Source organism: Streptomyces montanisoli, from assembly GCF_017813245.1.
Lineage (GTDB): Bacteria > Actinomycetota > Actinomycetes > Streptomycetales > Streptomycetaceae > Streptomyces > Streptomyces montanisoli.
The window spans coordinates 1-10,916 of sequence record NZ_JAGIQL010000188.1 but is presented as its reverse complement, the minus strand read 5'-3'; the positions used below and the strand labels follow the sequence as shown (position 1 = coordinate 10,916).

At 74.4% G+C, this 10,916-nt stretch carries 9 protein-coding genes and 1 pseudogene; 5 read left to right on the top strand and 5 right to left on the bottom strand.

Going from position 1 to position 10,916, the window contains the following annotated elements:
* Positions 1-218: 218 nt before the first annotated feature.
* On the bottom strand, positions 219-1,160 hold the full coding sequence (locus tag JFN87_RS28805) for an ADP-ribosylglycohydrolase family protein (protein ID WP_209344719.1): 942 nt from the start codon (positions 1,158-1,160) through the stop codon (positions 219-221).
* A gap of 310 nt (positions 1,161-1,470) precedes the next feature.
* On the opposite strand from JFN87_RS28805, the gene JFN87_RS28800 reads away from it, so the two are divergent.
* From JFN87_RS28800 to JFN87_RS28785, 4 genes are all read left to right on the top strand, one after another.
* On the top strand, positions 1,471-2,427 hold the full coding sequence (locus JFN87_RS28800; RefSeq protein ID WP_209344717.1) for an AurF N-oxygenase family protein: 957 nt from the start codon (positions 1,471-1,473) through the stop codon (positions 2,425-2,427).
* A 35-nt stretch (positions 2,428-2,462) separates the two neighbouring features.
* A complete protein-coding gene (locus JFN87_RS28795; RefSeq protein WP_209344715.1) occupies positions 2,463-3,191 on the top strand; it encodes a TetR/AcrR family transcriptional regulator in 729 nt (242 codons plus the stop codon).
* A gap of 10 nt (positions 3,192-3,201) precedes the next feature.
* Positions 3,202-3,483: a DUF8847 domain-containing protein gene (locus tag JFN87_RS28790; protein WP_209344714.1), complete on the top strand. Its 282-nt coding sequence runs from the start codon at positions 3,202-3,204 to the stop codon at positions 3,481-3,483.
* Between the two features lie 588 nt (positions 3,484-4,071).
* Entirely contained in the window at positions 4,072-5,259 is a 1,188-nt protein-coding gene (locus JFN87_RS28785) for a C40 family peptidase (protein ID WP_245182319.1), read from the top strand.
* Between the two features lie 12 nt (positions 5,260-5,271).
* On the opposite strand, the gene JFN87_RS28780 is transcribed toward JFN87_RS28785, so the two are convergent.
* The 4 genes and pseudogenes from JFN87_RS28780 to JFN87_RS28765 form a co-directional block, all read right to left on the bottom strand.
* Positions 5,272-5,961: a GTP-binding protein gene (locus JFN87_RS28780; RefSeq protein ID WP_209344710.1), complete on the bottom strand. Its 690-nt coding sequence runs from the start codon at positions 5,959-5,961 to the stop codon at positions 5,272-5,274.
* Positions 5,942-6,169 (bottom strand): annotated as a pseudogene (locus JFN87_RS28775) (DUF742 domain-containing protein); the annotation flags it as partial. The gene JFN87_RS28780 and the pseudogene JFN87_RS28775, both read right to left, overlap by 20 nt.
* Positions 6,170-6,197: 28 nt before the next feature.
* Positions 6,198-6,713, bottom strand: a complete 516-nt coding sequence (locus JFN87_RS28770; protein WP_209344706.1) for a roadblock/LC7 domain-containing protein — start codon at positions 6,711-6,713, stop codon at positions 6,198-6,200.
* A complete protein-coding gene (locus JFN87_RS28765) occupies positions 6,710-9,685 on the bottom strand; it encodes a sensor histidine kinase (RefSeq protein ID WP_307865628.1) in 2,976 nt (991 codons plus the stop codon). The genes JFN87_RS28770 and JFN87_RS28765 overlap by 4 nt, the downstream gene beginning before the upstream one ends.
* 383 nt (positions 9,686-10,068) lie before the next feature.
* Here JFN87_RS28765 and JFN87_RS28760 point away from each other — a divergent pair, with 383 nt between their 5' ends.
* Positions 10,069-10,848 carry a protein phosphatase 2C domain-containing protein gene (locus JFN87_RS28760; RefSeq protein WP_209344702.1) on the top strand — a complete coding sequence of 260 codons (780 nt, stop codon included), beginning with the start codon at positions 10,069-10,071 and terminating at the stop codon, positions 10,846-10,848.
* Positions 10,849-10,916 lie beyond the last annotated feature (68 nt).

Genomic DNA, 10,916 nt, shown 5'->3' with positions numbered 1-10,916 from the left:
CGGCGCGCTCGGCCTCGGTAGCCACGCCGATGGCCGCGGCCTGCGGTGGCGCAGTGCTGCCCGTCCGACGGCGAAGTCGGCGCTCACGTACGGCCCCCGGGCCGGCCACCGCTCCGGCGGCGCCATCACGCCAGGGTGTCGCTCAACCGCGCTGGGGAACGCACGACTCACGCGGCGGGCCCGCCGCAACCGCCCGGCTCAGCCCGAGGCAGGGCGGCTCAGCGCGAGCCGTCGCGCTCCGCGGAGCCTGCGGGCTCCCCGGGCATGAGGGGCTCGCGGCGGCGGCGCCAGTCCGTCGGTGTGGCCGAGATGCCGGTGCGCGCGCCGACGATGCCCCCGGTGATCGCGCAGGTAGTGTCGACGTCGCCCAGGGCCTCGGCCGTCGCCCACAGCGCGTCGGCGAGGTCGTCGTGGTGCCTGGCCGCCGTCCAGACGGCGAAGGGCACGGTGTCGTCGGCGCGTATGCGGCTGCCGTTGCCCAGCGCGTCCGCCGCGCGGGCCGGTTCCGTCGTGAAGGGCGTCTCGCACGCCCGCTCCAGACCGTCGCGCACGGCGCCGCGGGGTGTCGCCGCCGCGACGGCGTCCAGCGTCAGCTCCCCGCGTGCCGACAGCGCGGCCGCCACGGCGACAGCCACCGCGCCCGCGACACCCTGCGGGTGGGCGTGGGTGACGCGGGCGGAGAGGGCGGCCTGCTCGGCCGCGCGCGAGAGGTTGTCGGCGAACCAGGCGCCCAGCGGTGCCACCCGCATGGCGGCGCCGTTGCCGAGGCTGCCGCCGTCGAACAGTCCGGGTGCGAGCGTCCGCCACGACGCGGGGTCGGAGAGCAGCGCGGGCAGCAGGACGTGCATGCCGTACCCGTAGCCGCGCCCCGAGTGGGCGTCGTAGGCGAGGCCGAAGCAGGCGGCTAGGCGGTCCTGGTCGACGGCGCCGCGCTCGACGAGTACGCGGTGCACGGCGAGGGCGAGGGCCGTGTCGTCCGTCCAGGGCCAGCGGGGCTCGTCGGGCGTTCTTCGCCGTCTGATCTGCTCGCGTGCCTCCTCGGGCTCGCGAAACCGGGAGAACCACCGCTCGCCGAAGGCGTCGCCCATGGCGAGCCCTTCGAGACTTCGGCGTGCGGCGTTCGGGCCGCCGACGGAGCCGACGGAGGAGATCGCGGTCATACGTCCATCGTGACGCGCCGGGGCCGGATCACGCCGTGCGTTTCCGGCCTGATCCGTTCCGTTCCGGCCACTCCGCGGAGGCCCGGCACGGCGTCGCGACACGGCGTCGCGACACGGCGCCACGGCACGGCGCCACGGCACGGCGCTCCGGCACGGCGTGGGAACGCCACAAGGCCACAACGCCCCCGCCCTTGCTAGACGCGGAGTCAACAAGTCCCGTCCAGGGGATTGACGACTCTGCTGACAAGCAGTCTCATAGGGGGTGACCGCCGGTAACTCGGCCCCTCAACCGACCGAGGAGGCACGCACCATGACGACCGCGCCCGCCCGACCGAGCCGCGACTCCCTGATGAACGACCCCGTCCTGCAGGACGCGTTGGGGCCGCTCAAGGACCGTGAGCAGATCGCCAAGCGGCTGCTCGAGTCGTCCGCCAAGCACTCCTTCGACCCGGACACGGAGCTCGACTGGGAGGCCCCGCTCGACGAGGGCAAGTGGTTCTGGCCGCCCGAGCTCGTCTCCCTCTACGACACCCCGATGTGGCGGCGGATGTCGGAGGAGCAGCGGATGGACCTGGCGCGCCACGAGGCGGCCTCGCTGGCGTCGCTCGGGATCTGGTTCGAGATCATCCTGATGCAGCTGCTCGTGCGGCACATCTACGACAAGTCCGTGACCAGCGACCACGTCAGGTACGCGCTCACGGAGATAGCGGACGAGTGCAGGCACTCCAAGATGTTCGCGCGGATGATCAAGAGGGGCGGCGCGCCCGCCTATCCGGTGCCGCGCGTCTACCACAACATGGCGCGCGCGCTGAAGACGGTGTCCACGACGCCGGGTTCCTTCGCGGCGACGCTGCTCGGCGAGGAGATCCTCGACTGGATGCAGCGGCTGACGTTCCCCGACGAGCGGGTGCAGACGCTGGTGCGCGGTGTGACGCGTATCCACGTCATCGAGGAGTCGCGCCACGTGCGGTACGCGCGCGAGGAGTTGCGCCGGCAGATGGTGACGGCCCCGCGCTGGGAGCGGGAGTTCACCCGGGTGTCGAGCGGGCAGGCCGCCCGCGTGTTCTCGGTCTGCTTCGTCAACCCGCAGGTGTACGAGAACGTGGGCCTCGACAGGCGCGAGGCGGTGGCGCAGGTCAGGGCCAGCGGCCACCGGCGCGAGGTGATGCAGTCGGGCGCGAAGCGGCTGACGGACTTCCTGGACGACATCGGCGTGCTGCACGGCCCCGGCAGGGCGCTGTGGCGCAGCTCGGGTCTGCTGGCCTGATCCCGCCGCGGGGGGCCAGTGGTTACCCTTCACATATGACCGCCGCGACGCCCGCACCACCTCCCGCCTACCGCAGGCTGAGTGTGGAGCGGCGCCGGGCCCAGCTGCTGGAGGCGGCGCTCACACTTTTCGCGCACCGCACGCCCGAAGAGGTGACGCCTGAGGACGTGGCGGCCGCGGCGGGCGTGTCGCGGCCGCTCGTGTACCGGTACTTCCCCGGGGGCAAGCAGCAGTTGTACGAGGCCGCTTTGCGCTCGTCGGCGGACGAGCTGGAACGTTGCTTCACCGAGCCGCCGGTGGGCCCGCCGACGGACCGCCTGAAGCGGGTGCTCGACCGCTACCTCGCGTTCGTCGACGAGCACGGCACGGGTTTCAGCGCGCTGCTGAGCGGCGGCGGTGTGTGCGAGACGTCGCGCACGACGGCGATCGTCGACGAGGTGCGCAGGGCCGGGGCCGACCAGATACTGCTGCACCTGGGCGCCGTGCGGCCTGGCCCGCGGCTGCGGATGCTGGTGCGCACGTGGATCGCGGCGGTCGAGTCGGCGTCCCTGACGTGGCTGGACGAGGAGAAGCGGCCGGACGCCGCCGAGTTGCGCGACTGGCTGGTCGACAACCTGGTGGCGCTGCTCGCGACGACGGCGACGCGGGACGCGGAGACGGCGGAGGCGGTCGCCGCGATGGCGGCGCAGGAGACGGTGGACGGTGCCGTCGCGTCGCTGGCGCGAAAGCTGGCCCCGCTGGTGCGCTCGATGACTTCCGGGTGAGACTGGTGGGGTGAGGAGCGAGAACACCCTGTTCGTCGGCGGCCCGCTGGACGGGCGCGTGCTGCCCGTGCTGACGGGGCTGACCGGGCAGCCGCCGAAGTGGTACGACATCCCGGTGCCGAACGAGGGTGACGCGCCGCCCACGGTGTACACGTACCGGCGCGTGGCGGCCGGCTTCACCAAGCGGCTGGGCCTCCAGCGGGGCTGGACGTACGAATACGCGCCGGAGGGCCACGTGGCGGACGGCCCCCGCTGGCCCTGGACCCGCAGGCCGCCCCGCGGCGACGGCTGAGCCCGCGCCACGGGGGCGTGGCCGAGCCCACTGTTCGGGGCCCGCCCAGGGCCCGTCGAGCCCCGCCTCGTGGGTGGGGGCCGCCCCGACAGCCGTACGGCTGTCGGACCCGCCGGTCTTGGCCCGGCGCACCACGCCCCCGCGCTGAACGCTGAGCGCCCTGCCGGGACGCGGGCTCGGCTGCCCGCCCGGGACCGCCGTGAGCCGCCCCGGGGGGGGGCGTGCCCTCGGCCCTGACGCCGAACCCCGGGCCCCGGGGCCTGTTGAGCCCCGCCTTACAGGGGCCGCCCCATCGGGCCACCGGCTCCGAGACTGCTGCGGCACTGGCCCGCGGGCCCGCTGGGCGCCACCCAGCGGGGCCCGGCGCGGCAAGGCGGGCGGGCGCGGTCCCCGGACGTGCACGCACGTCATGCGTGCGCGTGCAAGGTGCCCCGCCGGGGTGGTCGCGGGTGTAGCCCAGCGGGTGAAATTCCTCCCCCGTCCGGACGACTCGTCAGGTAATCGCATGGTGCGGCGTTCATGAATCCGCCGAGCGCCGCGCGCGAAACACCACTCCCCGCGGCTCGTTCCCACCCCACCGGAGGTGACATGTCGCGCCTGCGATCCGCCTGCGCCACGGTCGCGGCGACCGTCGCGATCACCGCGCTGACCGTCGTCCCCACGTCCGCAGCCACGCCCCCCGCCGCCAGGGCCAAGCCCGCCGCTCCCGAGCCCGGCGGTGTCGCCGCGCTCCTGACCCAGCTCAAGAGCCTCTACCAGCAGGCGGAGGCCGCCGACGAGGCGTACAACGCCACCGCTCAGGCCCTCACGAAGCAGCGCGCCGTCGCCGACAAGGCCGGCAGCGGCCTCGACCGGGCCAGGGCCGCGCTCGACCACAGCCGCAGCGCGGCGGGCGCCCTGGCCCGCGCGCAGTACCGCGGCACCCCCGAACTCTCCGGCTACCTCCAGATGCTGCTCGGCGACGACCCAGAGCGCGCCGTCGAGCAGCAGCACATGCTGGCGCGTGCCGCGCGCGGCAACGTCGCCACGCGGGCCCGGCTCGTGGCGAGCATGCGCCACGCGGACACGGCCGTCGTCGCCACCCGCACCGCGCTCGCGAAGCAGCAGCAGCTCGCCGCGCGCAAGAAGCAGCAGCGCGACACGGCCGAGGCCAAGCTCCGGCAGGTCGAGGCGCTGCTCGCCGGGCTCAGCCCCGACGTACTCGGCCGGCTGGCCGCGCTCGACCGCAGCGGCACGGACAAGGCGCAGCAGGACCTCGTGAACTCCGGGGCGCTCGGCCCACAGGGCGAGGCCGCGAAGACCGCCACGCCGACCGCAGCCGGGGCCGCGGCGCTGCGGTACGCCGTGGCGCAGATCGGCAAGCCGTACGAGTGGGGCGCCACCGGCCCCGCCGCCTTCGACTGCTCGGGCCTGACGTCACAGGCGTGGGCCCACGCCGGTGTGCACGTGCCGCGCACCAGCCAGCAGCAGTGGCACGACCTGCCGCGCGTGCCGCTCGACCGGCTGCGCCCCGGCGACCTCGTGGTCTACTTCCCGAAGGCCACGCACGTCGCGGTGTACCTCGGGGACGGCAAGGTCGTCCAGGCCCCACGCCCCGGTGGGCGCGTCAAGGTGTCGCCGATCGCCGCGAACCCGCTGCTCGGCGCGGTACGCCCGGACGCGTCGGGGACCGTGCTCAGCCCGGCCGCGTACCGGCCGCCGCGGCTGCCGGCGGTCGCCGGCACCGGGGCCAGGACCGGCAGCGGGACCGGGACGGGCCCGGACGCGGGGCTGTAGCCCGGCGGCCGACTACCGCCCGCCGGTCTCGAGCGCGTGCCGAACGAGCGTCATCAGCGACTCCACGGCCGACACCCGCTGGCGCGCGTCCATGATCAGCAGCGGCACGCTGTCCGCGACGGAGAGCGCGTGCCTGACGGCCGCCGGATCGAACGCCTCGGCGCCCTCGAAGTGGTTCACCGCGACGATGTAGGGAAGACCGCAGGTCTCGAAGTAGTCGAGCGCGGGGAAGCAGTCGTCGATGCGGCGCGTGTCGACAAGGACGACCGCGCCGATCGCGCCGCGCACGATGTCGTCCCACATGAACCAGAACCGCTGCTGGCCCGGCGTGCCGAACAGGTAGAGCACCAGGTCGTTGTCGAGCGTGATGCGGCCGTAGTCCATGGCGACGGTCGTGGTCACCTTGCCGGGCACGGCGGTGAGGTCGTCCGTGGCCGCGCTCGCCGCCGTCATCAGCGACTCCGTGCGCAGGGGCGGGATCTCCGACACCGAGCCGACGAACGTCGTCTTGCCGACCCCGAAACCGCCCGCGATCACTATCTTCGTCGCGACGGGCGCGCGGGTCCGCTCGACTTGCCGGGACCGCGCGCTCTCGTCCGGCTCGGAGACGGCGGCGGCCTCGACGGACGCGTCCTCGGTGTCTGCGGTGGCGGCGTCTGCGGTGCCGGTGTCTGCGGTGTCGTCAGAGACGGCGGAGTCCACTCAATACCCTTTCCAGCAGTGCATGGTCCGGCTGTTCGGTGCCGTGGCCGGTCCCGTACACCCTGATCTTTCCGTGGTCGGCGAGGTCGCTGAGCAGCACCCTCACCACGCCGAGCGGCATCCTCATGAGCGGCGCCACCTCCGCGACCGTCCGCATGCGACGGCAGAGCCCCACGATCGCGCGCACCTCGGGCACGACCCGGGACGAGCCGCGCCGCGGTGGCGGCACCCCCCGCTCACCGGCCGCTCCCCGTGGCGTCCTCGCCGCCGCCCGCGACGGACCTGCGCAGTTCGCCGCGCAGCGCGGGCGTCAGTACGTGCCCGGCGCGGCCGACGAACAGCGCCATGTGGTAGGCGACCACGCTCATGTCGCAGTCCGGCGCGGCATGCACGCCGAGGAGCGAGCCGTCGCTGATCGCCATGACGAAGAGGCTGCCGTCCTCCATCGCGACCATCGTCTGCTTGACGGGGCCGCCCTCCATCAGCCTGGCGGCGCCGATGGTGAGGCTGCCGATGCCGGAGACGACCGTCGCCAGGTCGGCGCTCGAACCGCGTGGGCCGCCCTGGCGCCCGGCGGCCGCGGCGGCGGCCGCCTCTTCCGTCCGCCCGGGGTCGGACGAGAGGAGCAGGAGCCCGTCCGACGACACGACGGCGACGGAACGCAGGCCGTGGACCTCCTCCACGAGGTTGTTCAGCAGCCAGTGCAGGTTGCGTGCCTCGTTGCTCAGTCCGCATGTGCCGGTCGCAGTCAACTGCGCGCCTCCTCGACTGTGTCCCCCGCCGCTTCGGTGTGCTGCCCGGCCGTGTGGTCCCGGTCCCGGGTCGTCAGGTGCTCGGTCCGTGACTCGGGTATGCGGGGCGTGTAGGGCAGCGGCTCGTAGGCCTGGCGGCCGTACGGCTGCCGCTCGTAGTCCCGCGCCTCGTCGATGCGCTGCCGGTCACCCGGCTGCCCGTCGATGCGCTGCCAGTCGCCCTGCCGCATGTCGGCCCGCTGACCGTCCCGCCGCTGCCCGTCGGCCTGTTCTGCCTGCGCCTGGGCCTGCCGGGTGGCCGCCTGGCGGATCTCCTCCTCGGCCTCCTGGCGCCCGGCCCTGGCGCCCGAGTGGAAGCCGCCGAGCCGCCTGCGCAACTCCTCCGGGTCGACGCCGCGCTTGCGTACCGGGGGCGCGCCCGCCGATCTGACCGCCTTGGGCACCCGCTTGGGCAGCTCACGGCTCGCGGCCGGCCGCGGCGGCAGGCGCATGGCGAAGGTGTCCTGGTCGAGGCCGTCACCGGTGGGGGCGGCCGCCGCCCGCTCGTGGGAGTCGGGACCGGCGGCGTACGGGCCCTGGGCGGCGGCATGGTGCGGCGGTTGCCCCGGCGTGCGCGCCGCTGGCACGCGCGGCTCGCCGCCGGGCAACCCGGTCACGGCCGCCCCTGGGTTGATCGCTCCGGCGCTCTCCGCCGCTCGTACGGTCGCCTCGGCGGCCACGATCAGCGGGTCCCGCGCCGGTTCGTACGGCGCCCGTTCGGGCACTTCAGGGGTTTGGGGGGTCTCGGGGGCCTCGGGCGCCGCGTGGGCCTCCGACGGCACCACGTGCTGGGGCAGGAAGGCGACGGCGGTCGTGCCGCCGCCATCCTGCTGCCCGCGCAGTTCGACGCGGACGCCGTGGCGGGCGGCCAGCAGGGAGACGACCCGCAGCCCGAGCCCCTCGCCCGCCTCGTCCTCCTCGTCCGCTTCCGTCGGGGCCTCGTGGCCCGGCGCGGCCAGGCGGGCGTTGAGCTCGGCGAGCCGCTCGCCGGCGACGCCCTCGCCCTGGTCGACGACCGAGAGCATCACCTCGCCCGTCTCCAGGGGCCACCCCGACAGCTCGACCGCCGCTTCGGGCGGCGAGAACGAGGCCGCGTTCTCCAGAAGTTCGGCGACGAGGTGGCTGAGGTCGTCGGCGGCGGCCCCGGAGACGCGGGCCCCCGGCGGCAGGGTCTGGATCGTGACGCGCTCGTAGCGCTCGATCTCGCTGACGGCGGCACGCAGCACGTCGACGAGCGGGACGGGCTCCGCGTGGGCGTGCGTCTGCCGGTGTTCGGCGAGGACCAGCAGGTTCTCGCTGTGCCTGCGCATGACCGTGGCCATGTGGTCGAGCTTGTAGAGCGTGCCGAGGCGCTCGGGGTCCTGCTCGCGCTCCTCCAGCGACTCGATGACGCCGAGCTGGCGCTCCACCAGGCCGAGGTTGCGCAGTGAGAGGTCGACGAAGGTGTGGCGGACGGTGTGGCGCAGCCGCCGCAGGTGGTCGGTGGTGTCGGCGATCCGCGCCTGGAGCCCTGCGCGCTCCTCGGCCGCGTCCTCACGGTCGCGTTCCGCGCGCTCCCGTTCCGCGTGGTCCCGTTCCGCGCGGTCCTGTGCCTCGGGTGCCGCGGTTTCGGCGAGGCGGGCCGTGAGCGAGAGCACCTTGCTGTGAAGTGTGTTGAGCGATCGGGCCACGTCGGCGAACTCGTCGTTGCGGCCGGTGAACCGCACCGGTTCGGGTGTGGCGGGACGCGCCGCGACCCGGGCTGCGCCGAGCCGCACCGCCGCGAGCGGCCTGGTGAGAGTGCGCGCGACCGCGGCCGACACGGCGACGGCGAGCATCAGGCAGCCGGCGAGGAGGGCGGCCCGCAGCTCCAGGTCGCGTACGGCGCCGTCGCGCAGCTTCTCGAACCCCTTCAGCTCCCGCGCGTCGAGCCCGGACAGCGCGCCCCGCATCCGGTCGATCCTGGCGGTGAGCGCGGTGTCGAGCTTGTCGCGGTCGGTGCCGAGGGCGGAGTCCGGCAGTCGCGGGGTGGCCGTGAGCCTGCCGAGGTATTTCTCGGCAGACGTGGCCCCGGCGCCGGCGACGGTGCCCTCGTACGCCTGGCGGGTGGAGGCGGACGCGGTGTCGTCGAAGTCCGCGAGGGCGGCGAGCTCGCGTACGCGCGCCTGCTGGGCCGCCGCGCTGAGCGCGTCCCGAGCCTTCTCGGCGGGGCTCCCCGAGTGGCCTGTGGTCACCGTCATTCCGGTGAGCGGGTCGGTCGTGGTCCGCGTCCGGTCGTCGGGGATGGTGAGCGCGGCGACGAGCAGGCCACGGGTGGCGGACGCCTGGTCGACGGCGCGGCCGAGCGAGGCCGCCGCGCGCGCGTCGGGGGCATCGTCCGCGGGAGCGCGGTCGGCGACCTGCTCGGAGACGCCCTCCACGGAGGCGACGATGCGGGAGTACGCGGTGTACGTGGCGGACGCCGAGCCCTTGCCCATCATCGCGGCCTTGCGCGCCGGCTCCAGGGCGCCCAGGCTCTTGAGCGCGCCGGCGGACGCGTCCGGGCCGGCGGGCCCCGACGATCCGCATCCGCATCCGGATCCGGATCCGGATCCGGATGCGGATGCGGCGGCGAGCGCGCGGAACTCGGCGATCTGCCGGTCCACCCGTTCGCCTGCCGCCGTCAGGCCGTCCGCCGTCCCCTCACTGTCCTGCTCGCCGTCCTTCGTCGGCCGGCCCGCGGCGACGAAGACGACGGCCTGGTCGCGCTCGTCGGCGAGAGAGTCGGAGAGTGCGACGGCCTGGCTGTCGAGGCGTGCGAGGGTGACGAGGCGCTGGGCGTCGTGGAGCCCGGTCCAGCCGTGCAGCACGGCGGGGGTGCCTGCGGCGAGGACGGCGATGCCGACGACCGCGACACCGGCGACGAGCCGGGTGCGTACCCGCTTGGGGCGCCCCACCGGAGTGCCGCTGTGCACACCGCCGTTCCCCCGAGGCCGCTTGTTCTGCACCGGTGCTCGCATTCTCGACTCGTCCGCCCATGAAGCCGGGGTGACGGCGGGTCACGACGAGCCACCCCCGGCCCCTGGCACGGCTCCCGACGATTGCAGTGCTTTTGGGAGGAAGACGCGCATCGGCCGACCCGCCACCTGAACGAGTGAACATCACGGAGGAGTTGGCCTTCAAATTCCCCCGACGTGCGCGGGGGCGCGGCGCGGCGCGCCGAATGGACCTTGGACGCGCCCTTTGCAAGGATGCCCGCCCGCAGCCGTGGCACGGCCTTCCGAGTGATCGTTTTTCGGCCTCGTGTGCCGTGACCCGCGTCGTCACACCGCGGTGCCGCTCCGGCAGACTGGGGATCATGCGCATCGAACAGGCGACTGCACCCGGAACGGCCGCACGCCCCAACGAGGACTGGACTTCCGTCGTCCTGCCCGCCGCGGGCGAGGGCGGGGCGCTCGTCCTGCTCGACGGTGTCACACCGCCCGAGGGCGACGACGGTTGCGTGCACGGGGTCCCGTGGTTCACGGCGCGCCTGGGCGGAACTTTGGCTGAACTGTGCGGTTCACGCCGGGACATGACACTGACGGAGATCCTGGCCGAGTCCATCGCCTTTACGGCGGCCAAACACCGTGACACCTGTGAACTTTCTCACCCGCGCACACCGCAGGCCACGGTGGTCGTCGCACGCTGGGGCGCGGCGCCCGGGGGCGTGGTCGAGCACCTGGTCCTGTCCGACTCCACGCTGCTGGTGGAGGGGCGCGACGGGCGGGTGCGCGCGGTGGTCGACGACCGGCTCGACCACATCCCGGCGGAGGTGAAGCGGTCGGTCGCGTCGACGGACGCGCTGCGGAACGCGGAGGGCGGCTTCTTCACGGCGGCGGCAGACCCGTCGGCGGCGGCGAAGGCGGTCACGGGGAGCACGCCGGCCGCCGAGGTGCGGTCCCTGCTGGCGATGACGGACGGCGCGGCGCGCTGGGTCGAGAAGTTCGAGCAGGGCGGCTGGGCGGAGTGCCTCGCGCTGGTGCGCGAGGGCGGCCCGCAGTCCCTGATCGACCGGGTGCGCGCGCTGGAGACGGACGCGCGGCAGGTCCGCGGCAAGCGGCACGACGACGCGACGGCGACATACGCGGAACTCTGACGCACGCGGTGCCTGCCGCCGCCGGCCGCGTGTCCGCGTCCGGCGCGTCCGCGCAGCTGGGCGCGTGT

Excerpts from the sequence above, each read along its gene's own strand:
- JFN87_RS28760 (WP_209344702.1), top strand. The coding sequence starts at position 10,069 with ATGCGCATCGAACAGGCGACTGCACCCGGAACGGCCGCACGCCCCAAC.
- JFN87_RS28800 (WP_209344717.1), top strand. The coding sequence starts at position 1,471 with ATGACGACCGCGCCCGCCCGACCGAGCCGCGACTCCCTGATGAACGAC.
- JFN87_RS28805 (WP_209344719.1), bottom strand. The coding sequence starts at position 1,160 with ATGACCGCGATCTCCTCCGTCGGCTCCGTCGGCGGCCCGAACGCCGCA.
- JFN87_RS28785 (WP_245182319.1), top strand. The coding sequence starts at position 4,072 with ATGTCGCGCCTGCGATCCGCCTGCGCCACGGTCGCGGCGACCGTCGCG.
- JFN87_RS28795 (WP_209344715.1), top strand. The coding sequence starts at position 2,463 with ATGACCGCCGCGACGCCCGCACCACCTCCCGCCTACCGCAGGCTGAGT.